At 65.7% G+C, this 22475-nt stretch carries 23 protein-coding genes; 14 read left to right on the forward strand and 9 right to left on the reverse strand.

What is annotated here, in order from left to right; all coding sequences use genetic code 11:
- Positions 1-51: 51 nt before the first annotated feature.
- Together ribA and CLN94_RS09210 are read left to right on the forward strand one after the other, a co-directional pair.
- Entirely contained in the window at positions 52-1128 is a 1077-nt protein-coding gene (ribA, locus tag CLN94_RS09205) for a GTP cyclohydrolase II (RefSeq protein WP_096433451.1), read from the forward strand.
- Positions 1128-1685, forward strand: a complete 558-nt coding sequence (locus CLN94_RS09210; protein WP_096433453.1) for a L,D-transpeptidase family protein — start codon at positions 1128-1130, stop codon at positions 1683-1685. The genes ribA and CLN94_RS09210 overlap by 1 nt, the downstream gene beginning before the upstream one ends.
- On the opposite strand, the gene CLN94_RS09215 is transcribed toward CLN94_RS09210, so the two are convergent.
- The 3 genes from CLN94_RS09215 to CLN94_RS09225 form a co-directional block, all read right to left on the reverse strand.
- Complete coding sequence (locus CLN94_RS09215; RefSeq protein WP_096433455.1) at positions 1682-2341, reverse strand: YggS family pyridoxal phosphate-dependent enzyme; 660 nt, start codon at positions 2339-2341, stop codon at positions 1682-1684. The genes CLN94_RS09210 and CLN94_RS09215 overlap by 4 nt on opposite strands.
- Positions 2342-2437: 96 nt before the next feature.
- The gene (locus tag CLN94_RS09220; protein ID WP_096433457.1) at positions 2438-3292 is read right to left on the reverse strand and encodes a porin; all 855 of its coding nucleotides are present in this window, start codon (positions 3290-3292) and stop codon (positions 2438-2440) included.
- Positions 3293-3489: 197 nt separating this feature from the next.
- The gene (locus tag CLN94_RS09225) at positions 3490-4398 is read right to left on the reverse strand and encodes a porin (protein ID WP_179300278.1); all 909 of its coding nucleotides are present in this window, start codon (positions 4396-4398) and stop codon (positions 3490-3492) included.
- A gap of 285 nt (positions 4399-4683) precedes the next feature.
- On the opposite strand from CLN94_RS09225, the gene CLN94_RS09230 reads away from it, so the two are divergent.
- The 6 genes from CLN94_RS09230 to CLN94_RS09255 all read left to right on the forward strand — a co-directional run bounded on the left by CLN94_RS09230 (position 4684) and on the right by CLN94_RS09255 (position 11922).
- Positions 4684-5190 (forward strand): DUF3576 domain-containing protein, encoded by a 507-nt coding sequence (locus tag CLN94_RS09230; RefSeq protein WP_096433461.1) that lies wholly within the window; start codon positions 4684-4686, stop codon positions 5188-5190.
- A 150-nt stretch (positions 5191-5340) separates the two neighbouring features.
- Complete coding sequence (gene leuS, locus CLN94_RS09235; protein WP_096433463.1) at positions 5341-7884, forward strand: leucine--tRNA ligase; 2544 nt, start codon at positions 5341-5343, stop codon at positions 7882-7884.
- Positions 7871-8365, forward strand: a complete 495-nt coding sequence (gene lptE, locus CLN94_RS09240) for an LPS assembly lipoprotein LptE (RefSeq protein ID WP_096433465.1) — start codon at positions 7871-7873, stop codon at positions 8363-8365. The genes leuS and lptE overlap by 14 nt, the downstream gene beginning before the upstream one ends.
- On the forward strand, positions 8362-9384 hold the full coding sequence (holA, locus tag CLN94_RS09245; protein WP_096433467.1) for a DNA polymerase III subunit delta: 1023 nt from the start codon (positions 8362-8364) through the stop codon (positions 9382-9384). The genes lptE and holA overlap by 4 nt, the downstream gene beginning before the upstream one ends.
- Positions 9381-10556, forward strand: a complete 1176-nt coding sequence (locus CLN94_RS09250) for a TIGR03862 family flavoprotein (protein WP_096433469.1) — start codon at positions 9381-9383, stop codon at positions 10554-10556. The genes holA and CLN94_RS09250 overlap by 4 nt, the downstream gene beginning before the upstream one ends.
- 127 nt (positions 10557-10683) lie before the next feature.
- The gene (locus CLN94_RS09255) at positions 10684-11922 is read left to right on the forward strand and encodes an MFS transporter (RefSeq protein ID WP_096433471.1); all 1239 of its coding nucleotides are present in this window, start codon (positions 10684-10686) and stop codon (positions 11920-11922) included.
- Here the strand turns inward: CLN94_RS09255 and CLN94_RS09260 are convergent, their stop codons facing one another.
- Positions 11923-12774, reverse strand: a complete 852-nt coding sequence (locus CLN94_RS09260; RefSeq protein ID WP_096433473.1) for an SDR family oxidoreductase — start codon at positions 12772-12774, stop codon at positions 11923-11925. It lies immediately after the preceding gene.
- Positions 12771-13094: an Rdx family protein gene (locus CLN94_RS09265; protein ID WP_245845165.1), complete on the reverse strand. Its 324-nt coding sequence runs from the start codon at positions 13092-13094 to the stop codon at positions 12771-12773. Before CLN94_RS09265 ends, CLN94_RS09260 begins: the two co-directional genes overlap by 4 nt.
- Before the next feature lie 45 nt (positions 13095-13139).
- Between CLN94_RS09265 and CLN94_RS09270 the strand changes: the two genes are divergently transcribed.
- The 4 genes from CLN94_RS09270 to CLN94_RS09285 all read left to right on the forward strand — a co-directional run bounded on the left by CLN94_RS09270 (position 13140) and on the right by CLN94_RS09285 (position 17774).
- Positions 13140-14942: an adenine deaminase gene (locus CLN94_RS09270; protein WP_179300279.1), complete on the forward strand. Its 1803-nt coding sequence runs from the start codon at positions 13140-13142 to the stop codon at positions 14940-14942.
- Complete coding sequence (locus tag CLN94_RS09275) at positions 14939-16414, forward strand: AMP nucleosidase (RefSeq protein ID WP_096433475.1); 1476 nt, start codon at positions 14939-14941, stop codon at positions 16412-16414. Before CLN94_RS09270 ends, CLN94_RS09275 begins: the two co-directional genes overlap by 4 nt.
- Before the next feature lie 131 nt (positions 16415-16545).
- Complete coding sequence (locus tag CLN94_RS09280) at positions 16546-16833, forward strand: HU family DNA-binding protein (RefSeq protein WP_096433477.1); 288 nt, start codon at positions 16546-16548, stop codon at positions 16831-16833.
- 77 nt (positions 16834-16910) lie between these two features.
- On the forward strand, positions 16911-17774 hold the full coding sequence (locus tag CLN94_RS09285; protein WP_096433479.1) for a DMT family transporter: 864 nt from the start codon (positions 16911-16913) through the stop codon (positions 17772-17774).
- Here the strand turns inward: CLN94_RS09285 and CLN94_RS09290 are convergent.
- Positions 17771-18334 carry a DUF4202 domain-containing protein gene (locus tag CLN94_RS09290; RefSeq protein WP_096433481.1) on the reverse strand — a complete coding sequence of 188 codons (564 nt, stop codon included), beginning with the start codon at positions 18332-18334 and terminating at the stop codon, positions 17771-17773. The two genes, CLN94_RS09285 and CLN94_RS09290, sit on opposite strands and share 4 nt — an antisense overlap.
- Positions 18335-18408: 74 nt before the next feature.
- Here CLN94_RS09290 and CLN94_RS09295 point away from each other — a divergent pair, with 74 nt between their 5' ends.
- Positions 18409-19095 (forward strand): NnrU family protein, encoded by a 687-nt coding sequence (locus tag CLN94_RS09295; RefSeq protein ID WP_096433483.1) that lies wholly within the window; start codon positions 18409-18411, stop codon positions 19093-19095.
- A 3-nt stretch (positions 19096-19098) separates the two neighbouring features.
- Here CLN94_RS09295 and CLN94_RS09300 read toward each other — a convergent pair whose 3' ends face one another.
- Positions 19099-20364 carry a lytic murein transglycosylase gene (locus CLN94_RS09300; protein ID WP_096433485.1) on the reverse strand — a complete coding sequence of 422 codons (1266 nt, stop codon included), beginning with the start codon at positions 20362-20364 and terminating at the stop codon, positions 19099-19101.
- A gap of 93 nt (positions 20365-20457) precedes the next feature.
- Positions 20458-20811, reverse strand: coding sequence for a hypothetical protein (locus CLN94_RS09305; protein WP_096433487.1), 354 nt, complete (start codon positions 20809-20811; stop codon positions 20458-20460).
- A gap of 101 nt (positions 20812-20912) precedes the next feature.
- On the opposite strand from CLN94_RS09305, the gene CLN94_RS09310 reads away from it, so the two are divergent.
- A complete protein-coding gene (locus CLN94_RS09310; RefSeq protein ID WP_096433489.1) occupies positions 20913-21530 on the forward strand; it encodes a hypothetical protein in 618 nt (205 codons plus the stop codon).
- Positions 21531-21584: 54 nt separating this feature from the next.
- Here CLN94_RS09310 and dapD read toward each other — a convergent pair whose 3' ends face one another.
- On the reverse strand, positions 21585-22412 hold the full coding sequence (dapD, locus tag CLN94_RS09315) for a 2,3,4,5-tetrahydropyridine-2,6-dicarboxylate N-succinyltransferase (RefSeq protein WP_096433491.1): 828 nt from the start codon (positions 22410-22412) through the stop codon (positions 21585-21587).
- Between the last annotated feature and the right edge of the window lie 63 nt (positions 22413-22475).

Below are 22475 nucleotides of genomic sequence, written 5' to 3' on the forward strand. Positions count from 1 at the left end.
CGGCGACGGGATATGTTTCAATTTGTTTCATCCCTCGCTATCTCTGGGGCGATGATGACGCCGCTTTCCCTTGGGCCCTCGCCCGCCGAACGCCTGAACCGCGCCCGCGCCGACCTGCGCATGGGCCTGCCTGTCGTGCTGGGCGATGCCTGCCTTGCCGTCGCGGTCGAGACCCTCTCGCCCGAGCGCCTTGCGGCGATGGCCACGCTTGGGCCGCTCGCGCTGGTACTGACTGCGCGCCGGGCCGAGACGCTGAAGGCCCGCGTCTACGATGGCGATGTCGCGCGGATCGCCGTGCCGCCGGGCACCGATCTTGCCTGGCTGCGCGCGCTGGCCGACCCGGCGGATGACCTGCGCATGCCGATGAAAGGCCCGCTGCAGTCGATCCGCGATGGCGATGCCGGGCTGGCGCGGCTTGCCGTCAAGCTCGCGAAATCCGCGCAGCTCCTGCCGGCGGCGCTGCTGGTGCCGCTTTCGGGCGCCGCGCCCGAGGGACTCACGACGCTTGGCGCCGAGGCCGCCGAACATCTCGAGGCCGAGGCGCTGATGGCCCCCGTCGCCGCCGCGCGCGTGCCGATGCGCGCCGCCGAAAAGGGCCGGCTGCATATCTTTCGCCCCGATGACGGCGGCGAGGAACATTACGCCATCGAAATCGGTACGCCTGCGCGCGACAAGCCTGTGCTGGCGCGGCTGCACTCGGCCTGCTTCACCGGCGATGTGCTGGGCAGCCTGAAATGCGACTGCGGCCCCCAGCTTGACGCCGCCCTCACGCAGATGGGCCACGAAGGCGCGGGGATCCTGCTCTATCTCAACCAGGAGGGGCGCGGCATCGGGCTTGCCAACAAGATGCGCGCCTATTCGCTGCAGGATCAGGGCTTTGACACGGTCGAGGCCAACCATCGCCTCGGCTTCGAGGATGACGAGCGCGATTTCCGCATCGGCGCGGCGCTTCTGCGCAAGCTCGGCTTTTCACAGGTACGGCTCCTGACGAACAACCCCGCCAAGGTCGCGATGCTCGAAGCCAATGGCATCGCGGTGACCGAGCGCGTGCCGCTCAAAGTCGGGCTCAGCCGCCATAACGCGGCCTATCTTGCCACCAAAGCCGCGAAATCGGGGCATATCCTGTGATGCGGCTGACGCCCCGCGGGCTTTGGGCCTTCGGGCGCTGCTTGCCGGTGGAACTCGGCCGCGGCGGGCTTTCGGATGACAAGCGCGAGGGCGACGGCGCCACCCCTATCGGGCGCCACCGCATCCTTGGTATGCTCTATCGCGCCGACCGGCTGCCCGCGCCGCAACCCTGGGCCGAGCCGATCGGCCCGCAAGACCTGTGGTGCGACGCCTCGGGACACCCGGCCTATAACCTGCCCGTCAAGGCACCCTTCGCCGCCAGCCATGAAGCCCTGCACCGCTCAGATCCGCTCTACGACATCGTTCTGATCACCGACTGGAACTATCCGCAGGCCACGCCCGGCAAGGGCTCGGCGATCTTCCTGCATCAGCGCCGCCGCGCGGGCTACCCGACGGCGGGCTGCCTCGCCTTTCGGCGCGATCACCTGATCTGGCTGGCCAGCCGCATCACGCGCGGCCAAGAGTTTCTGATCCCCGACCTCGCCTGCTTTCATCGAGCGAAAAATACTCTGCGGGGGTCCGGGGGTGCAAAACCCCCGGCGCGCGACAAGGCCTAGCGCGCCGCGTAATCCCGCGCGCCGAAAATGGCCGATCCCACACGCACATGGGTCGCCCCCGCCGCGATCGCTGCCTCGAAATCCGAGGACATCCCCATCGACAGGCCCTGAAGCCCGTTGCGCGCGGCCATCCCGGCCAGCGCGGTGAAATGCGGGGCGGCATCTTCGTCCTCGGGCGGGATACACATGAGACCCACAAGCGGCAGGTCCATCGCCCGTGCCTCACCCACGAAGGCATCCAGATCCTCGGGCAGGACCCCCGCCTTTTGCGGCTCGCGCCCGGTGTTGACCTGCACGAACAGATCGGGCGAGGCGCCCCGCGCCTGCGCCAGACCCGCCAGCTTCTTCGCCAGCGAAGGCCGGTCGAGCGTGTGGATCGCCTCGAACAGCTCGACGGCCAGCTTGGCCTTGTTGGTCTGCAGGGGGCCGATCATGTGCACCTCGGTGCCCGGAAATTCCGCACGCCAAGCGGGCCATTTGCCCGCGGCCTCCTGCACGTAATTCTCGCCGAACAGACGGTGGCCTTCGCGCAGAACCGCCTCGACCCGCTCGGCTGGCTGCACCTTGGATACGGCGATCAGCTTTACCGACCCGGTCGCCCGCCCCGCCGCAGCCTCGGCCGCCCGAACGCGCGCCTCGATTTCCGCCAAACCCATCTCTGCCTCCTGTTTTCGCAGAGATTACACGCCGCAGCCCGAAAATGAAAAGAGCGGGCCAAAGCCCGCTCTTCCCATCAAACCAATCCGGAAGGATTAGAACGAGAACGACACGCCGAGGTCGGCGACAGTCATGTCGTCGACTTTGCCGACGCCGCCCGCGAGGGTCGCGCCGCCGAGGTCGTATTTCGCGCCGATGCCGTAAGCCGCATCAGCCGCACCGTCGTAGTCGCCGTAAGCGGCTTCGAGGGTCAGCGCGCCGGTGGTGTAGGCAGCGTAGACGCCCCACGACTGGTCGTAGTCGTCGCTGTCGGCGAAGAACAGCTGGCCTTCGATGCCCGACATTTCCGCGGTCAGCAGGATCGAGGCCGAGTCGTTTTCGTTGCCGGTGTCGTCGTTGAACTCGTCGTGGTCATAGGCCACGAGAACCGACGCCATGCCGAAGTCGTAGCCGACGCTCAGGCCGTAGTCTTCTTCGATGGTGTGCAGCGAGACGCCGAGGCTCAGGGCGCCGGTCGAGTAATCCCAGCGGGCGTCAGCCGAGCCGGTGTAGATCGAGTTGCCGGCGACGTCGTCGACGCCGATGCCGTCGAAGCCGATGTCCGAGATGCCCGAATCGTCAGCCATCGGGTCAACCGAACCGATGGTGAAGGTGCCGAAGGCGCCCGAAACGAACACGCTGCCGGTCAGGCCTTCGGTGCCATCAACGGCCGAAGCATAGTCGGAGTCGAGTTCGACGGTCGCACCGAAGGTGAGGCCCGAATCGGTCTCGGTGGTGCCGGTGACATCCATGTCGATTTCGTACCAGCCGGCAGCTTTCTTGCCAGCGTAGTCGAGGTCGCCCTCGTTGTATTTGAAGCCGGCGTTGGCCGAGCCCGAAACGGTGACTTCAGCGGCGGCGATGCCAGCCGAGAACACCAGAGCGGTCGTCGCGAAGAGAACCTTTTTCATATCTTACCTCATTGAGATCGGCAGACCGGGGAGAGTCTGCACCTGCCCCTTAAAGTTTCCAAATAACGGGCACGTCAACAATGGCGGAAAGAACGGCAGACGGCATTTTGCTGCAACTGCGACATGAATGTAACAGTGCCCCAAATGAAAAGAGCGGGCACAAGGCCCGCTCTTCCCATCAAACCAATCCGGAAGGATTAGAATTTGAACGCAACGCCGAGGTCGGCGACGGTGTCTTCGTAGACGTTCTGGCCGATACCACCGGCGAGGGTCGCACCACCGAGGTCGTACTTGGCGCCGATGCCGTAAGCATCCGCATCACCGTGGCCAGCGACGCTCATTTCGGCGTAAGCCGCTTCGAGGGTCAGGGCGCCCATGGTGTAGGCAGCGTAGATGCCATACGAGTCATCAACCACATCGCTCGAGGCGTAGAACAGTTCGCCTTTAACATCGCCGAACTTGCCGGTCAGCTTGATCGAGGCCGAGTCGTTCTCCATCGCCGGGATGGCATGGCCGAGACCATCAACCGAAACCGAGGTCAGCTCTTCGTCGTGGTCGAAGGCGACGAGCACGCCGAACTGACCGAAGTCGTAGCCGACTTTGATGCCGTAATCGTCTTTGATGGTGTTCAGCGACACGCCGAGGGTCAGAGCGCCAACCGAGTAGTCCCAGCGAGCGTCGGCCGAACCGGTGTACATGCCAGCTTCAGCAACGTTGTCGACGCCGATGCCGTCGAAGCCGATGTCGGTCAGACCCGAGTCGTCAGCCATCGGGAACAGGCCGGTGCCGACCGAGAAGGTGCCGAAGGCGCCCGAGATGAACACGTTGCCTTTCAGGCCTTCGGTGCCTTTCGAGGCCGACGAGTAGTCGGTGTCGAGCTGGATGCGAGCGCCGAAGGTCAGGCCCGAGTCGGTCTCGGTGGTGCCGATGACGTCCATGTCGATTTCGTACCAGCCGGTGGTTTTCTCACCCGAGAACGCGGTGATGCCGGTGGCGTTTTCCGAGTATTTGAAGCCGGCGTTGGCCGAGCCCGAGATGGTGACTTCGGCAGCGGCGATGCCAGCCGAGAAGACCAGAGCGGTCGTCGCGAAGAGAACCTTTTTCATGTTTTCCCTCATTGTCTCAAGAGTAACCCCCAAATTCGGGGAATCCGAACCGGGTATGGTGCTCTTTTCACTCTGGAAGCCCCTCATTGCAAACGAAACGGTCCGAGGCGGGTGAATGGGGGCGCGCATGGTGCAGTCTTGCCACAGTAGGTTCGCGCCATCCGTAAATCCGGCGCCAAGCCCCTGACGCGCGCGCGTTAAAAACCTTGTCGCTGCGGGGGGCATGAGCTAGGAACAGGGCAATTGGGACAACTGCATATCAGTGCCAGACGGGGGGCAGCCGGAATGAACATGCAAGCGATTCTGCGGACCGGAGCGGGATTTGCCCTTGTGCTGGCGGTCGCAGGCTGCGGCGGGATGTCGAGCGGCAACTTCTTTAGCTGGGGCGGGTTTTCCAACGCCAACGGCGACGAAGAGCAGGTTGCCGTCAAGAAAACCGAGGACGATCAGGACGCGATCTGGGATCTGTTTTCGAATGCCGATGACCCGAATATCCAGCTCGAGGTGAACCGCTACCTGTGGCAGGCCTCGCTGGAAGTTCTGAATTTCCTGCCGATCCAGTCGGTAGATCCGTTCTCGGGCGTGATCGTGACGGGTTATGGCACTCCGCCCGGCGGTGGTCGTGCCTATAAGGCCACGGTCTATATCACCGACCCGGCGCTCGATGCGCGCGCGCTCAAGGTGGCGCTGGAAAGCAAGGGCGGCCCGGTGCCGGCCGCAACCCAGCGCGCCGTGGAAGACGCGATCCTGACCCGCGCGCGCCAGCTGCGCGTGCGCGATTCGAAGCTGTAAGTACCGCGCTCCAGCGCAAAGACAGTCTGCATCCCCGCCCGAGCCTGCCTCCGGCGGGGATATTTATTGGCAAAGCGAAGGGGATGGTCTGGACCAGACAGGCGTTGCCAGTGTAGCAAGCGGGCGCAGTTTTTCCGCATGAGGGCAAAGATGTCGCGCTACGCTCCTTCCGAGACCGAACCGAAATGGCAGGCCGCCTGGGACGAGGCGGGGGTGTTCACCGCTAAGCGAGACCCCGCGCGTGAAAAATATTACGTGCTCGAGATGTTCCCCTATCCGTCGGGGCGCATCCACATGGGCCATGTGCGCAACTACACGATGGGCGACGTGGTCGCGCGCTACAAGATGAGCTGCGGGTTTTCGGTGCTGCATCCGATGGGTTGGGACGCCTTTGGCATGCCGGCGGAAAACGCGGCGATGGAAAAGGGCGGCCATCCGAAGGAATGGACCTACGGCAACATCGCCGACATGAAGGCGCAGATGCGGCCCTTGGGTTTCTCGCTGGACTGGACGCGCGAGTTCGCCACCTGCGACCCGGAATATTACGGCCAGCAACAAGCGATGTTCATCGACATGCTCGACGCCGGGCTGGTGTATCGCAAGAACGCGGTGGTGAACTGGGACCCGGTCGACATGACCGTGCTGGCAAACGAGCAGGTGATCGACGGGCGCGGCTGGCGCTCGGGCGCGCTGGTCGAGCGCAAGGAACTGACGCAGTGGTTCTTCAAGATCTCGGATTATGCCGGTGAGCTGCTGGAGGCGCTGGACGGCCTCAAGGACTGGCCCGAAAAGGTGCGGCTGATGCAGGCGAACTGGATCGGCCAGTCGCGCGGTCTGCAATTTGCCTTTGATCTGGTGGGTGCGCCCGAGGGCTTCGATACGCTCGAGGTCTACACCACCCGCCCCGACACGCTGATGGGCGCAAGTTTCGCCGGCATCTCGCCCGATCACCCGCTGGCCAAGGCGCTTGAGGCGGCGAACCCCGAGATTGCCGCGTTTGTCGCAGACTGCCGCAAGGGCGGCACCACCGAAGAGGCGATTGAAACCGCCGAGAAGCTGGGCCTCGATACCGGCATCCGCGTGAAGCATCCGCTCGACCCGAACTGGGAGTTGCCGGTCTATATCGCCAACTTCATCCTGATGGATTACGGCACCGGCGCGATTTTCGGCTGCCCGGCGCATGACGCGCGCGACTTCGAGTTCGCGACCAAATACGCGCTGCCGATTACCCCGGTCTTCGAGCCGCTCGAAGGCGACTATCCGGCCGCTGAATTCGTGCCGCTCAAGTCCGAGAAGGTGCGCTACGTCAAGGGCTTCGCCGGTGGCGAGGTGCAAACCGGCGAAGAGGGCGTGGCCGCGGCCATCACGGAGTGCGAATCGCGCGGCTTCGGCCAGGGCGTCACCAAATACCGCCTGCGCGACTGGGGGCTTTCGCGCCAGCGTTACTGGGGTTGCCCGATTCCGGTGGTGCATTGCGCGGCGTGCGGCGTGGTGCCCGAGCGCAAGGAAAACCTGCCCGTCCGCCTGCCCGATGACGTGAGCTTCGACAAGCCCGGCAACCCGCTGGACCGCCACCCCACTTGGCGCGACTGCACCTGCCCGAGCTGCGGCGCCCCCGCCAAGCGCGAAACCGACACGATGGACACCTTCGTGGACAGCTCGTGGTATTACGCGCGCTTCACCAGCCCGCGCGCCGAAACGCCGACCGTGGCCGAAGAGGTCGACTACTGGATGAATGTCGACCAGTATATCGGCGGCATCGAGCATGCGATTCTGCACCTGCTCTATTCGCGCTTCTTCGCGCGGGCGATGGCGAAAACCGGCCACCTGCCGCCGAAAGCCGTGGAGCCCTTCAACGCGCTGTTCACGCAGGGCATGGTGACGCATGAAATCTACATGACGCGCGATGCCAATGGCCGACCGGTCTATCACCTGCCCGAGGATATCGAGGACGGCAAGGTCAAGGCCACCGGCGAGACTGTCGAGATCATCCCCTCGGCCAAAATGTCGAAATCCAAGAAGAACGTCGTCGATCCGATGAATATCATCGCCGATTTCGGCGCCGATACCGCGCGCTGGTTCGTGATGTCCGACAGCCCGCCCGAGCGCGACGTGGAATGGACCGCCGCTGGCGCCGAGGCCGCGAACAAGCACCTCGCGCGGGTCTGGCGGATCGCCACCGAGATCGCCGAGGCCGATGCACCCGCCAATCCGGCCGAGGATGACGCGCTGATCAAGGCCGCGCACAAGGCGATCGACGAGGTGACGCGCTCGATCGACGGGTTCGCCTTCAACAAGGCGGTGGCGAAGCTCTACGAGCTGACCAACACGCTGTCGAAATCGAAGGCGGGCGCCGAGGCGAAGCGCGTGGCGATGAAGCTGATGGCGCAGCTGATGGGGCCGATGGTGCCGCACCTGGCCGAAGATGTCTGGCGGCTGCTGGGCGGCGAAGGGTTCGTCGTGCAGGCGCCCTGGCCCAAGGCCGATCCGGCGCTTTTGGTCGAAGATACGGTGATGCTGCCGATCCAGATCAACGGCAAGAAGCGCGGCGAAATCACCGTGCCGAAGGATATGCCCAAGGACGAGGTTGAAAAACTGGTTCTGGCAGACGAAGCTGTGGTCAAGGCGCTGGCCGGTGGCCAGCCCAAGAAGCTGATCGTCGTGCCGGGGCGGATCGTCAATGTGGTCATCTGATCGACGCCATTTCCTGAAACTCGCGGGCCTTGGCCTGCTGGCCGGCTGCGGGTTTCAGCCGGCCTACGGGCCGCAGGGCGGCGGCGCGGGCCTGTTGTCGGGCGTGCGCCCCGACGCGCCCGAATCGCGCGACGATTTCGCGCTGGTGCGCCGACTCTCGGAACGGCTCGGCCCGGCGGATGCGCCGCGCTACCGGCTCGCCTATGAGATCGAGACCGATGTGAACGGTCAGGCGATCACGCCCACCAACGCCACCACGCGCTATTCGCTGTCGGGCACGGCGCGCTACGTGCTGCATGATTTCGCGACCGACGCCGTGCTGACCACGGGCGAGGTACGCTCGTTCACCTCTTGGTCGGCGACCGGCTCGGTGGTATCGACGCAGGCCGCCGAAGAGGATGCCCATCGCCGCCTGATGCGCATCCTTGCCGACCAGATCGTGACCCGGTTGCTGGCGCAATCGGGCAGCCTGCCGCAATGAAGCTCGCGGGCGTCGCGGCAACACGCTATTTCGCCAAACCCGAACCCGACCGCACCGGGCTTCTGATCTTCGGGGCCGATGCGATGCGCGTGGCGCTGCGCCGCCAGGAGGTGATCGCCGCGCTGATCGGCACGCAGGGCGAGGAAGAGATGCGGCTCACGCGCATTCCGGCGGGCGATCTGCGCAAGGATGGCGCGGCTCTGCTGGATGCGGTCAAGGCGGTTGGGTTCTTTCCCGGCCCGCGCGTGGCCTTTGTCGAGGACGCGACCGACACGCTCGCCGATACCGTCTCCGCCGCGCTCTCGGACTGGCGCGAGGGCGATGCGCAGATCGTCGTCACTGCCGGGCAGCTCACCACGAAATCGAAACTGCGCAAGCTCTTCGAGGGGCATCGCAACGCCTATGCCATTGGTATCTACGACGATCCGCCCTCGCGCGAAGAGGTCGAGGACACGCTGCGCAAGGCCGGGCTGAAGGAAATCGCGCAGCCCGCGATGAACGACCTGATGAGCCTGTCGAAGGCGCTCGATCCCGGCGATTTCCGCCAGACGGTGGAAAAGATCTCGCTCTACAAGTTCGGCGACCCAACCCCGCTGATGCCCGAAGACGTGGCCGCCTGCGCGCCCTCGTCGATCGAGGCCGAGGTGGATGACGTGCTCAATATCGTGGCCGAGGGGCGCGCGGCCGAACTGGGCCCGATGATGCGCCGGATCGAGGGGCAGGGCGTGCAGCCCGTCGCGCTCTCGATCCAGGCGACCCGCCATTTCCGCACGCTGCACGCCGCCGCCTCGGACCCGGGCGGCCCGGGCGCTGGCATCGCACGCGTCCGCCCGCCCGTCTTCGGCCCGCGCCGTGACCGGATGCAGCGTCAGGCCAGCGGCTGGGGCATGTTCCGGCTCGAAGAGGCGCTGAAACTCCTGGTCGAAACCGACCTCGTGCTGCGCTCGTCAAGTCGCGCGCCGCAGATGGCGGTGATGGAGCGCGCGCTGATGCGGCTCGCGATGATGGCGCGGCGATGACCGAGGCGCTGGTGATCGGCGGCGGCCCCGCCGGGCTGATGGCTGCCGAAGAGCTTGCCCGCGCCGGTGCGAAGGTCGTTGTTGCCGAGGCAAAACCGACCCTTGCGCGCAAGTTCCTGATGGCCGGGAAATCGGGGTTGAACCTGACGCGCGCCGAGCCGCTTCCCGCCTTCCTCACCCATTACCACCCCGACTGGATTCGCCCGATCGTGGCGGAGTTCGGCCCCGACGCCGTGCAGGAGTTTGCCCAAGGCCTCGGGCAAGATCTCTTCACCGGCTCCACCGGACGCGTATTCCCGCGCGTGATGAAAGCCTCGCCGATGCTGCGGGCCTGGGGGGCGCGGCTCGCGGATCTTGGCGTCGAGATCCGCACGCGCTGGCGCTGGACCGGGTTCGAAGGCGACGCGCTACGCTTTGAGACGCCCGATGGCCCCCACCTCGAACGCCCGCGTGTGACCGTGCTGGCATTGGGCGGCGCCAGCTGGCCCCGGCTTGGGTCGGACGCGGCATGGGTGCCGTGGCTGGCTGCAAAGGGCGTCGGCATCGCCCCATTCAAACCTGCCAACATGGGGCTTCTGGTCGACTGGTCCGCGCATATGGCGCCGCAATTCGGACAGGCCATCAAAGGCGCGGCACTGATCACCGAAACCGGCCGCTCGCGCGGTGAATTCGTGATCTCGCGGCGTGGGCTCGAAGGCGGCGGCATCTACGCCATCGCCGCCGAGTTACGCGAAGGCAGCCCGCTGTCGCTCGATCTCTGCCCCGATCTCGACCTGTCCGAGGTAACCCACCGCCTCGCCCGCCAGCCCGCCAAAACCAGCCTGCCGAACCGGCTCAAACGCGCGCTGCGCCTCGACCCGGCCAAGATCGCGCTCCTGAACGAATGGGGCCGCCCACTGCCCGCAACGCCCGAGGCACTTGCCGCGCACCTCAAATCCCTGCCTGTGCGCCACGCAGGCCCCCGCCCCCTGACAGAGGCAATCTCCAGCGCGGGCGGCATCCGCGCCGAGGCGCTCCACGACACGCTCGAACTGCGTGCCCTGCCCGCCACCTTCGCCTGCGGCGAGATGCTGGACTGGGAGGCCCCGACCGGCGGCTACCTGCTCACGGCCTGTTTCGCCACCGGCCGCCACGCCGGTCGCGCCGCCGCGCGCGCCCTCTCCCTTCGCTGAGCCCGAAATACTCCGGGGGAGGCCGCGGCACGCGGACGGGGGCAGCGCCCCTCTTTGTCTCCAACACAACTTCGGAATGGACCGGGCCCGACCCCTGCGTCAGACTGTCCCACCTAGGGAGAGCCACATGCCGCAATCACGCCTGTTTACCCCCGTCCTGATCGGGGGTGCGATCATCCTGATGCTGAGCTTCGCCGTGCGCGCGAGCTTTGGCGTGTTCCAGATCCCGATCGCCGAGGAATTCGGCTGGCCCCGGGCGGAATTCTCGCTGGCCATCGCAATCCAGAACCTCGCCTGGGGCATCGGCCAGCCGATCTTCGGCGCGCTCGCCGAGCGTTTCGGAGACCGCCGCGCGATCATCGCGGGGGCCCTGATGTATGCGGCAGGTCTGGTGCTCTCGGCCTATTCGGTCTCGCCGCTCGCGCATCAATTTCTCGAAATTCTGGTGGGTTTCGGCATCGCGGGTACGGGTTTTGGCGTGATCCTCGCCGTCGTCGGCCGCGCCGCCTCGGATGAGAACCGCTCGCTCGCGCTTGGCATAGCCACGGCGGCGGGCTCGGCCGGGCAGGTCTTTGGCGCGCCGATGGCCGAGATCCTGCTGGGCTCCTTTCCGTGGCAGACGGTGTTCCTGATCTTTGCCGTGGTGATCCTCGCCAGCCTCTTCGCACTGCCGATGCTGCGCAGCGGAGCGCCGATGGCGAGCCGCGCCGAACTGGAAGAATCGATGGGCACGGTGCTGCGCCGCGCCTTCAAGGACCCGTCCTACACGCTGATTTTCCTCGGCTTCTTCAGCTGCGGCTATCAGCTCGCCTTCATCACCGCGCATTTCCCCGCGATGATTACCGAGATGTGCGGCGCGGTGCCGCCCGGCTCAATGCTGGCGGGGCTCGGGATCGAGACCACCTCGGCGCTTGGTGCGCTGTCGATCTCACTGATCGGGCTGGCGAATATCGTGGGCACGATCTACGCGGGCTGGGCGGGCAAGCGCTGGTCCAAGAAATACCTGCTCGCGGGCATCTACCTTGGCCGCACCATCGCAGCAGCGGTGTTCATCCTGATGCCGATCACGCCGGCCAGCGTGCTGGTGTTCTCGCTGGTGATGGGCGCGTTGTGGCTGGCGACAGTGCCGCTGACTTCGGGGCTCGTCGCCTATCTCTACGGGCTGCGCTACATGGGCACGCTGTATGGCTTCGTGTTCTTCAGCCACCAACTCGGCGCCTTCCTTGGCGTCTGGCTGGGCGGCAAGCTCTACGACATCTACGGCGATTACACGATCGTCTGGTGGGTCGGCGTGGGCGTCGGCGCGTTCTCGGCCATCGTGCACCTGCCGGTGCGCGAACGTCCTGCGCAGACCGCCGCCGCCTGATCAGCCATCCGTTTCAAGGATCGCCGCCAGCCCCGAGCGATAGTCGGGATAGAGCAGCGTCACGCCCAGTTCGTCCTTCAGCCGATCGTTCCGCACCCGCTTCGATTCGGCATAGAAGCTACGTGCCATCGGGGTGAAGCTGGCCTCGTCATAGGGGATATCGGGCGGCACCGGCAGGCCCAGCAGTTCAGCGGCATGGGCGATCACATCCTGCGGCGGCGCCGGGTCATTGTCGCAGACGTTATAGATCCGGCCCGGATTGGGCTGCGCGATCGAGGCGGCCAGCACCTGCGCGATATCCTCGACATGGATCCGCGAAAACACCTGACCTTCCTTGATGATCCGGCGCGCAGTGCCCTGACGCACCTTTTCAAACGGTCCGCGGCCGGGGCCATAGATACCGGCCAAGCGAAAGATATGCAGCGGCAGGCCTGCGGCGCGGCACAGATCGGTCCAGGCAGCCTCGGCCTCGACGCGGGCTCGACCGCGCTTGGTCGCGGGCGTCAGCGGCGTGTCTTCATCGACCCAGCCGCCCTGATGATCGCCGTAAACCCCAACGGTCGACAGGTAGCCCACCCATTCCAGATGTTTCGCCGCCGCGATCTGATCCCCCAGCGCGGCCAGCACCGGGTCGCCCGCCTCATTCGGCGCGACCGAGGTCAAGAGATGCGTCGCCTGATCGAAGGGCAGGTCTTCGCCCGGCCAGATCAGCGGCTCGACACCCTCGGCGCGGATCTCCTCGGCCTTGTCGGCGCTGCGCACCGTGCCGATCACGCGCCAGCCCTGCGGAATGAGAACCCGCGCAAGTGCGCGCGCCGAATAGCCGTGACCGATTGAAAGAAGGGTCTTCATTTTGCCTCGCGGTCGATGTGGCCAAGGTCGCGCCCCGGCTCGATGTGGTCCCGGATCCGGCGCTTGATCTCCTTCGGCTCGGGAAAGCCGCCGTCGCGCTTGCGCTCCCACAACAGCTCGCCATCCAGCCGGATTTCATAGATGCCGCCGTAACCGGGGATCAGCGCGACCTCGGAGAGGTCCTGCCCGAAGGTCTGCAGCAGCTCCTGCGCCATCCAGCCGGCCCGCAAGAGCCAGTTGCAGCCGGTGCAATAGGTGATCGTGATGCGCGGTTTTGCTGCGTCGGTCATGGGCCAGATGTAGCGCGCCCGGCGCTTCATCACAACGTCACTTGCACGCCGTGGAATCCGGGCGCACAGTTGGCCATGGACAATATGAATTCTGTGAAATCCTGGCCCGAGGCAGCGCCGCGCTTGATTGCCGTCGCCGCGGGCCGCGCGCCCGCCGATCTGGTCATTCGTGCCGGGAAATGGGTGAATGTGCATAGCCGCGAGGTGCTTGCGGGCCATGACATCGCCATCGCCGAGGGCCGCTTTGCCGCGATCGCGCCCGACCTGAGCGCGTCGATCGGCCCTGACACGCAGGTGATCGAGGCCAACGGGCGCTACATGGTACCGGGGCTTTGCGACGCGCATATGCATATCGAAAGCGGCATGCTGACGCCCGCCGAATTCGCCGCCGCCGTGATCCCGCATGGCACCACGACGATGTTCACCGACCCGCATGAAATTGCCAATGTGCTCGGCCTTGCGGGCGTGCGGATGATGCATGACGAGGCGCTGATGCAGCCCGTCAATATCTTTACCCAGATGCCGTCCTGCGCGCCCTCGGCGCCGGGGCTGGAGACCACGGGCTTTGAGATCGCCCCCGAGGATGTAGCCGAGGCAATGCATTGGCCGGGCATCATCGGGCTCGGAGAGATGATGAATTTCCCCGGCGTGATCCATGCCGATCCCAAGATGCTGGCCGAGATCGCCGCCGTGCAGAACGCGCATAAGACGGTCGGCGGGCATTATGCCTCGCCCGATCTGGGCGCGCCGTTCCGGGCCTATGCGGCGGGCGGGCCAGCGGACGACCACGAAGGCACCTGCGAGGCCGATGCGATCGCACGGGTGCGTCAGGGCATGCGCTCGATGATGCGGCTGGGGTCCGCGTGGTATGACGTGGAAACGCAGATCACGGCGGTCACCGAAAAGGGGCTCGATCCGCGCAACTTCATCCTGTGCACCGACGATTGCCACTCGGGCACGCTGGTGCATGACGGGCATATGAACCGCGTCTATCGCCACGCGGTCGCCTGCGGGACTGAACCCTTGGTGGCGCTGCAGATGTGCACGATCAACACCGCCACGCATTTCGGCCTTGAACGCGAGCTGGGCAGCATCACGCCCGGGCGCCGCGCCGATGTGATCCTGACCTCGGACCTCGCCGCGCTGCCAGTCGAGATGGTGATCGCGCGCGGGCGGGTGGTGGCCGAAAACGGCACGCTCTTGGTCGAATGCCCGCATTACGACTGGCCCGAAAGCGCCCGCGCCACCGTGCATCTGGGCAAGACGCTTGCGGCCCCCGACTTCGAGATCGCCGCGCCGAAGGGCGCCAATACCGTCACCGCCAAAGTGATCGGCGTGGTCGAGAACCAGGCGCCGACCAAGGCGCTCACCGCTGAATTGTCGGTCCAAAGCGGCATCGTCGAGCCCGACGAAGCCCGCGGCATCGCCCAGATCGCGCTGGTCGAGCGTCATCGCGGCACCGGCGGCGTGACCAACGGTTTCGTCAAGGGTTTTGGCTACAAGGGCCGGATGGCGATGGGTTCGACCGTTGCCCATGACAGCCACCACATGATAGTCGTCGGCACCGACCGCGAGATGATGGCCGCCTGCGCCAACCGGCTGGGCGAGATGGGGGGCGGCGTGTCGGTCTGGCAGGACGGGGCCGAGATCGCCTCGGTGCCGCTGCCGATCGCGGGGCTGATGTCGGACGCGCCCGCTGCCGAGGTCGCCGCCCGCGCTGCGCGCATGGTCGAGGCGATGGCGGAGTGCGGCTGCACGCTGAACAACGCCTATATGCAGCACTCGCTGCTGGCGCTGGTCGTGATCCCCGAGTTGCGGATCTCGGACCTCGGGCTGGTCGATGTGACGAAATTCGAACTGACGGACCTCTTTGAATGAACGAACCGCTTTCGCTCCTGCAGCCGGTCCATGAGGCACCGGTCGAATTTACCGATGCGGCGGCGGCGGTCGCCCATCTCGAAGCCATTTACGCCCGCGAGACCGGGTTTCTGCTCGAAGGCTTCAATCGCACCATCGAGGACGGCCGGGCGAGCGTCCGTTACCGCGCGCATTACCCCGAGGTTCGGATCTCGGTCGCCTCGCATCGCAAGGCCGACAGCCGACTGGCCTTTGGCCATGTGCCGCATCCGGGCACCTATTCGGCAACGGTCACACGCCCCGACCTGTTCCGCAACTACCTGACGCAGCAGCTTGAACACCTGATCCGTAACCACGGCGCACCGGTGCAGATCGGCACCTCGGGCACGCCGATCCCGGTGCATTTCGCGCTCGCCACCCATGCCCAGATCAACGTGCCGCAGGAAGGCGTGCTGGATTTCTCGCTGCGCGATGTGTTCGACGTGCCAGACCTTGCGAATATGAACGACGACATCGTCAACGGGATGGCGAGCGCCAACCCGGATGGTTCGTTGCACCTTGCGCCCTTTACGGCGCAGCGCGTGGATTACTCGCTCGCGCGGTTGCAGCATTACACCGCCACAGCCGCCGAGCATTTCCAGAACCACGTGCTGTTCACCAACTACCAGTTCTATGTGGACGAGTTCGAGGCCGTGGCACGCCGCGCGCTGGCCGATCCGGGCTCGGGCTATACCGGCTTTGTCAGCCCCGGCAATCACGAGATTACCGATCCGCAGGCGCAGATCCCGGTGCTGCCGAAACTGCCGCAGATGCCCGCCTATCACCTCAAGCGCGCGGATGGGAACGGGATCACGCTGGTGAATATCGGGGTCGGGCCGTCGAATGCGAAAACCGCAACCGACCATATCGCGGTGCTGCGCCCGCATGCCTGGCTGATGGTCGGCCATTGCGCGGGGCTGCGCAACACGCAGCAGCTGGGCGATTTCGTGCTGGCCCATGCCTATCTGCGCGAAGATCACGTGCTTGATGACGACTTGCCGATCTGGGTGCCGATCCCGGCGCTGGCCGAGATCCAGATCGCGCTGCAAGAGGCGGTGGCCGAGGTCACGCAGCTCGAAGGCTACGAGCTGAAGCGCATCATGCGCACCGGCACCGTCGCCACCATCGACAACCGCAACTGGGAGCTGCGCGACCAGTCCGGCCCGGTGCAGCGGCTCAGCCAGTCGCGCGCTGTGGCGCTCGATATGGAGAGCGCCACCATCGCCGCGAACGGGTTCCGATTCCGTGTTCCCTACGGGACCCTGCTTTGCGTTTCCGACAAACCTCTGCACGGCGAGCTAAAACTGCCCGGCATGGCGAGCGAGTTTTACCGCACGCAAGTCGCCAATCACCTGCAGATTGGCATCCGAGCGATGGAAAAACTGCGTGAAATGCCGCTGGAACGCATCCATTCCCGCAAATTGCGCAGCTTCGAAGAAACAGCTTTCCTCTGACGCGTCGGAATTGACCGACTGTGCAAAAAACTCTTGCGCATAAGGCCAAAACCGTGTGGAACGTCCGGGCCAATACGTGTTACGCGCACGACAGCGACCCCGGCCAGCGGGGCGATTAGAGAGGAAAACCGATGTCGAAACCGATGACCAAGACCCAGCTCGTTGCCGCGCTCGCCGAAGCGATGGGCTCCGACAAGAAATCCGCCGCTGCCGCGCTCGACGCGATCTCGGCTGTCGTGACCAACGAAGTCGCCGCCGGCGGTGCCGTGACCCTTCCGGGCGTCGGCAAGGTCTATTGCAAATCGCGCCCCGAGCGTCAGGTCCGCAACCCGGCCACCGGAGAGACCATGACCAAGCCGGCCGACAAGCAGGTGAAAGTCACCATCGCGAAAGCCCTGAAAGACGCCGTGAACGGCTGATCTTTCCGGCAGCAGAGTTTTCTGCAAGGGTCGCCCGCAGGGGCGGCCCTTTTTCATTCCGCCGCAAGGGACATAACATGGATTTTCGCGCAATTCTGATGGGGCTCGCCTTTGCCGCGCTCTGGTCTTCGGCCTTCACCTCGGCGCGGATGATCGTGGCCGAGGCGCCGCCGCTTGCCGCGCTGTCGCTGCGGTTCCTGATTTCGGGCGGCCTGGGCGTGGCGATCGCGCTGGCGCTCGGCCAGAGCTGGCGGCTGAACCGCGCGCAATGGCGCGCCACGCTGATCTTTGGCCTGTGCCAGAACGCGCTTTATCTGGGGCTGAATTTCGTCGCGATGCAGACGGTCGAGGCCTCGCTGGCCTCGATCATCGCCTCAAGCATGCCGCTGATGGTGGCGGGGCTCGGTTGGATCGTGTTTCGCGACCGCGTGCGCCCCTTGGGGCTGATCGGGTTGCTGGCAGGCGTGGCGGGGGTTGCGATCATCATGGGCGCGCGCCTGTCAGACGGGGTCGATGCCTTCGGCGTGACGCTTTGCCTGATCGGGGCGCTGGCGCTGACGATCGCGACGCTCTCGGTGCGGGGCGCCAGTTCGGGCGGGAATGTGATGATGATCGTGGGCTTGCAGATGTTCGTGGGCGCCGCCGTGCTGGCGGTCGCCTCGGCCGCGACCGAAGAAATCGTGGTGCATTGGTCGCCGCGCCTGATCGCGGCCTTTACCTACACGACGCTTGCGCCCGGTCTGCTGGCGACCTGGATCTGGTTCCGGCTGGTCGGGCGGATCGGCGCGATCAAGGCCGCGACCTTCCACTTCCTGAACCCGTTCTTTGGCGTCGCCATCGCCGCCGCCGTGCTGGGCGAACGGCTTGGCGCGCTGGATGTCGTGGGCGTGGTGGTGATCGCGGCCGGGATCCTTGCCGTGCAGATCTCGAAGCAGGCCTAGGCCGAGAACACCGCCGCGAAAGCCTCGGGCATCTTGAACTCGGCCAACGCGCGGGCGCGGGCCTCGGCCGACATCTTGCGCGCGGTCTTCTCGACGATGCGCAACAGGGCTTCGGGCTCTTGCGTGGTGGCGAAATCGCCGAGGTAATGGCGGATGAAGGTGAAGCAGATTACGTCTTCCAGCGCCTGCACCTGCGGATCGCGCTTGATGCCTTCCTTGCGCAGCATCCGGCCCACGACCTCGATCGCCTCGGGGCCATAGCCCGCCTCGGCCATCAGCTCGCCCACGCGCTCGGCATGACGGCGGCCCTGATCCCGGCGCCAGGTCAGGTAGCCCTCGCGCCCCGCCGGGTAATCGCTGCGCGGCAGGGTCCAGCGCTCGATATGCTGGCCGCGCGCGGCGATCTGCAACATGTCCGAAGCGTCCGGGATCAGATGCGCCAGCTCGGCGCTCATGCGCTGGCCATAAAGCAGCGCGGCGGGCTGGCCCGCCTCCAGCGTCGGATCAGCGGCATTGGCGGCGTCGATGGCGGCGAGGACAGTGTCGAGCGGCTGCGGCATGGGGTCTCCGGGATGATTTATCTCAAGTCCCTCCCTTCAAACCTCGCTATGGTGGCGAGCGCAAGGAGAGACCTATGGGCGGCTGGACGGAATTCGTATTTGCGGGCGTGGTGTTCATGGCATTGCACGCCGTTCCCTCACGCAAGCGGCTGAAACAGGCGATTATCGAAAAGATCGGCACCACCGGGTGGATCGTGGCCTTCAGCACGATTTCAACGGCCTTGCTGTTCTGGGTGATCTTTGCCGCCGGGCGCGCGCCTTACGTTGAACTCTGGCCGCAGCCGGGCTGGAGCCGCTGGCTGCTGAACCTTGTGATGCCCATCGTCGTGATGATGGGGGCGCTGGGGGTCGGCGCGCCCAACCCCTTTGCTTTTGAGGGCCGTGCCTCCGGGTTCGACCCTGCGCATCCGGGCTTTGCCGGGCTGGTGCGCCAGCCGCTCTTGTGGGCGCTGGCGCTGTGGTCCGGGGCGCATCTGATCGCGAATGGCGATCTGGCGCATGTGATCCTGTTCGGAGTGTTCCTGGTGTTTTCGCTCGCGGGCATGCGCGCGATGGAGGCCCGCAAGCGCCGCGACTGGGGGCCCGCCGAGTTCGACCGGCTGGCCGCGCGCACCAGCACCTGGCCGGGCCAAGCACTGATCTCCGGGCGCTGGCGGCCCTCGGGGCGGGTGCCGGTCTTGCGTATCGTGATCGGCGTCGTGGTCTGGGCGGGGCTTTGGCACCTGCATGCCCCGGTGATCGGCTTTTCGCCCCTGCCCTGAGCCTCAGCGCAGCCGTTTCAAAAGCTCCAGCGTCGGCCAGCCATCGGCGGTCAGGCCCTGGCTGCGCTGATAGGCGCCGACCGCCGCCATCGTCGCCGGGCCGACCACGCCATCGGTGCCACCCGTGTCATAGCCCAGCGCCGTCAGCCGCGTTTGCAGCTCGATCCGCTCGGCCTCGTTCAGCGCAGTCCCAGCACCCGGCCATGAGGCCTTGAACGGCCCCTTGCCCTTCAGCCGATCCGACAGATGCCCGACGCCGATCACATAGGCATCGGCATTGTTATAGCGCGAGATCGCGCGGAAATTGCCAAAGATCATCAGCGCCGGACCGCCCGCGCCCGCAGGCAGCAGGATCGAGGCCGCACCGTAATTCGGCACTTTCCCGCCCGAGGCCGCCCGCACGCCCAGCGCCGCCCATTGGTCGGGAGATTTGCGCGTGCCCTTGCCCGCAAGCCCCGCGTTGAAGCCCTTGGGCAGCGTGACCTCAACCGCCCAGGGCTGCCCCTTGGACCAGCCAGAGCGCGCCAGGTAGGCCGCGGTCGAGGCCAGCGCATCGGCCGGGTTATCCGACCAGATGTCGCGCTTGCCATCGCCGGTGAAATCCACCGCATAGGCGAGATACGAGGTCGGGATGAACTGCGTATGGCCCATCGCACCCGCCCACGATCCGGTCATATGCGAGGGATCAATATCGCCCGCCTGCAGGATCTTCAGCGCCGCGATCAGCTGCTTGCCGAAGAATTCGCCGCGCCGCCCGTCATAGGCCAGCGTCGCCAGCGCCGGCACGATCAGCACATTGCCGCGCTTGGCGCCGTAGTTCGATTCCATGCCCCAGATCGCGACAACGACCTCTTTTTCCACGCCATAGCGTTTCTCGATCGCATTCAGCACCGCAGCATTCTGCGCCAGCGCCGCGCGGCCTTCGCGGATGCGCCGGTCCGAGACCGCCCCTTCAAGATATTGCCAAAGCTTCTTGGTGAACTCGGCCTGATTGCGGTCGCTCTCCACAACGCGCGGGTTGTAGCGAATATCCGCCGTGGCCCGCGCCCAGGTGCGCTCCGAGATCCCGGCGGCAAGCGCGCGGGGGCGGAACCCATCGACCCAGGACAGGAAGCGCGCCTGCGTGGCGGCATCGACGGGGGGGATCGCCTCGGGCATGTTGGCACCTCGCGTCAGCGGGCTCGAAGAGGTTGGGCCGGGGCTGACACAGGCGGCCAGCGTCGACAGCCCCAGAATCGAGGCGAAAAAGATTTGGGATGCGCGTTTCATGACCTGCTCGTACCACTCACTGTTTTGCACGAGTGTAGCAAGCCGCCCGAAGCCCGGCAAACACAGCCTTGAGGCCCGGCGAAACCCCGCGCGTCAGTCCGCGCGCGAGCTGTTGTCGTAGAACGGCGTCATCTGCGCCACCACGACCGAGTTCTCGTCCAGCGCGCGCTGCATCAGGGCGCGTTCTTCCTCGTTGATCTCGTGGCCTTGCTTGATGCGCTCCTCGGCGGTGCCGTAGCCGGTCACATCGAGCGGCGCGAGGTCGGCCTGCTTGAGGATCGCAACGGTTTCGCGCACGGCCTCGGCCTCATCCACGCCCGAGGCATAGCACAGCAGACCCGCGCCGGTCGCGCCCTTGGGCAGACCGTCATTTTCATGCCGACCAACCTCGATCAGCAGGGTGAAAACCTGCTGAGGGCGTTTTTCCTTCTTGGGCTTCTCGGTCATGGCGGCCTCCGCGTTGCGCGCCCTTGGCGTCGCCCGCAATCGCGGTTGTGTCAAGGGCGGATCTTTGCAAGGGTCGCGCCGACCCGTTCAAGGAGTAACCCATGCGCCGTTTTGCCCCCCTCTTCGCCTGCCTCGCCCTCGGGGCCTGCATCGACGCCGATGTGACGCTGGATTTCTCGGATGGCGAGACCGTGCAGACCACGGCCGAACTGTCGCTGTCGCGCCAGCTTTACGACATGATGGGGAAAAAGGCGGAAAACGCCTGCCCGGGCGGCGAGTCGAGCCTCACCAAGTCGGCCTATCACTGCACGATGCACGATCAGCGCGAAATCGCGGTGGTGCTGGACGAGGGCGGTAAGGTCTCGGGCAAATCCGAGCTGGACCCAACCGAGGCCGCCAGCATCGAGCGCATCGACGACAACCACCTGCGCGTCAGCTTCGATTTCACCGAGATGCTCAAGTCCAACGGCCAGAAACCCGACGATCTGGGCGGCATGGAGGACATGGTGCGCGCCGCGATGGCGGGCCACTCGCTGAGCTTCAACGTCACCGGATACAAGATCACCTCGAGCACGGGCGTGATCTCGGAGGATGGCAAGACGGCAAGCCGGGTGATTCCGGTGATCGCGCTGCTCGATCAGGCGCCCGAGCTGGGCGAGCCCTTCGTCACCGAGGTGCAGCTTGCGCAAAGCTGCTTCCTTTGGGTGTTCTGCGACTGAATGCAAACGGCCCGCCAGATCGGCGGGCCGCTTTGATGTCCGGGGTTGCGCGGATCAGTCGCGCAGCAGCTCGTTGATGCCGGTCTTCGAGCGGGTCTGCGCATCGACGCGCTTCACGATCACCGCGCAATAGAGGTTGATGCCGTTCTTCGAAGGCATCGAGCCCGAAACGACGACCGAATAGGGCGGCACTTCGCCATACATCACTTCGCCGGTCTCGCGGTCGACGATCTTGGTCGATTTGCCGATGTAGACGCCCATGCCCAGCACCGAGCCTTCACGGATGATGCAGCCCTCGACCACCTCGGAGCGCGCGCCGATAAAGCAGTTATCCTCGATAATGGTCGGGCCCGCCTGCATCGGTTCCAGAACGCCGCCAATGCCGACGCCGCCCGAAAGGTGCACGTTCTTGCCGATCTGCGCGCAGGAGCCAACGGTCGCCCAGGTGTCGACCATCGTGCCTTCATCGACGAAGGCGCCGAGGTTCACGAAGGACGGCATCAGCACCACGCCCTTGGCGATATAGGCCGAGCGGCGCACGACGCAGTTCGGCACCGCGCGGAAGCCCGCGGCTTTCCACTCGGCTTCGGTCCAGCCCTTGAACTTGCTGTCGACCTTGTCCCACCAGCCGGAACCCTGCGGGCCGCCGTCCTGGATTTCCATGTCCTTGATGCGGAAGCCCAGAAGAACCGCCTTCTTGGCCCATTGGTTCACGTGCCAGTCGCCGTTCTCGCGACGCTCGGCGACGCGCAGCGCGCCCTTGTCCAGCGCCTCCAGCGTGGCCTCGATCGCATCGCGGGCTTCGCCACGCGTGCTCGGGGTGATCGTGTCGCGCGCCTCCCAGGCGGCTTCGATGGCGGCTTCCAGCGCGGCATTCGACATGGCGTTTCCTCTTTGCGGTGGTTTTCTTTCCTTGGCCCAAGCCTATAGTTGGAAGCAGGCTTT

This window comes from Pseudothioclava arenosa (genome assembly GCF_002358085.1).
Taxonomy (GTDB): Bacteria; Pseudomonadota; Alphaproteobacteria; order Rhodobacterales; family Rhodobacteraceae; genus Pseudothioclava; species Pseudothioclava arenosa.

Excerpts from the sequence above, each read along its gene's own strand:
- CLN94_RS09250 (WP_096433469.1), top strand. The coding sequence starts at position 9,381 with ATGACCGAGGCGCTGGTGATCGGCGGCGGCCCCGCCGGGCTGATGGCT.
- CLN94_RS09265 (WP_245845165.1), bottom strand. The coding sequence starts at position 13,094 with ATGAAGCGCCGGGCGCGCTACATCTGGCCCATGACCGACGCAGCAAAA.
- CLN94_RS09280 (WP_096433477.1), top strand. The coding sequence starts at position 16,546 with ATGTCGAAACCGATGACCAAGACCCAGCTCGTTGCCGCGCTCGCCGAA.
- CLN94_RS09230 (WP_096433461.1), top strand. The coding sequence starts at position 4,684 with ATGAACATGCAAGCGATTCTGCGGACCGGAGCGGGATTTGCCCTTGTG.
- CLN94_RS09225 (WP_179300278.1), bottom strand. The coding sequence starts at position 4,398 with ATGAAAAAGGTTCTCTTCGCGACGACCGCTCTGGTCTTCTCGGCTGGC.
- lptE (WP_096433465.1), top strand. The coding sequence starts at position 7,871 with ATGTGGTCATCTGATCGACGCCATTTCCTGAAACTCGCGGGCCTTGGC.
- CLN94_RS09220 (WP_096433457.1), bottom strand. The coding sequence starts at position 3,292 with ATGAAAAAGGTTCTCTTCGCGACGACCGCTCTGGTGTTCTCGGCTGGC.
- CLN94_RS09275 (WP_096433475.1), top strand. The coding sequence starts at position 14,939 with ATGAACGAACCGCTTTCGCTCCTGCAGCCGGTCCATGAGGCACCGGTC.
- CLN94_RS09300 (WP_096433485.1), bottom strand. The coding sequence starts at position 20,364 with ATGAAACGCGCATCCCAAATCTTTTTCGCCTCGATTCTGGGGCTGTCG.
- ribA (WP_096433451.1), top strand. The coding sequence starts at position 52 with ATGATGACGCCGCTTTCCCTTGGGCCCTCGCCCGCCGAACGCCTGAAC.
- CLN94_RS09215 (WP_096433455.1), bottom strand. The coding sequence starts at position 2,341 with ATGGGTTTGGCGGAAATCGAGGCGCGCGTTCGGGCGGCCGAGGCTGCG.
- CLN94_RS09255 (WP_096433471.1), top strand. The coding sequence starts at position 10,684 with ATGCCGCAATCACGCCTGTTTACCCCCGTCCTGATCGGGGGTGCGATC.
- dapD (WP_096433491.1), bottom strand. The coding sequence starts at position 22,412 with ATGTCGAATGCCGCGCTGGAAGCCGCCATCGAAGCCGCCTGGGAGGCG.
- CLN94_RS09290 (WP_096433481.1), bottom strand. The coding sequence starts at position 18,334 with ATGCCGCAGCCGCTCGACACTGTCCTCGCCGCCATCGACGCCGCCAAT.
- CLN94_RS09285 (WP_096433479.1), top strand. The coding sequence starts at position 16,911 with ATGGATTTTCGCGCAATTCTGATGGGGCTCGCCTTTGCCGCGCTCTGG.
- CLN94_RS09310 (WP_096433489.1), top strand. The coding sequence starts at position 20,913 with ATGCGCCGTTTTGCCCCCCTCTTCGCCTGCCTCGCCCTCGGGGCCTGC.
- CLN94_RS09295 (WP_096433483.1), top strand. The coding sequence starts at position 18,409 with ATGGGCGGCTGGACGGAATTCGTATTTGCGGGCGTGGTGTTCATGGCA.
- CLN94_RS09210 (WP_096433453.1), top strand. The coding sequence starts at position 1,128 with ATGCGGCTGACGCCCCGCGGGCTTTGGGCCTTCGGGCGCTGCTTGCCG.
- holA (WP_096433467.1), top strand. The coding sequence starts at position 8,362 with ATGAAGCTCGCGGGCGTCGCGGCAACACGCTATTTCGCCAAACCCGAA.
- CLN94_RS09260 (WP_096433473.1), bottom strand. The coding sequence starts at position 12,774 with ATGAAGACCCTTCTTTCAATCGGTCACGGCTATTCGGCGCGCGCACTT.
- CLN94_RS09270 (WP_179300279.1), top strand. The coding sequence starts at position 13,140 with ATGGACAATATGAATTCTGTGAAATCCTGGCCCGAGGCAGCGCCGCGC.
- leuS (WP_096433463.1), top strand. The coding sequence starts at position 5,341 with ATGTCGCGCTACGCTCCTTCCGAGACCGAACCGAAATGGCAGGCCGCC.
- CLN94_RS09305 (WP_096433487.1), bottom strand. The coding sequence starts at position 20,811 with ATGACCGAGAAGCCCAAGAAGGAAAAACGCCCTCAGCAGGTTTTCACC.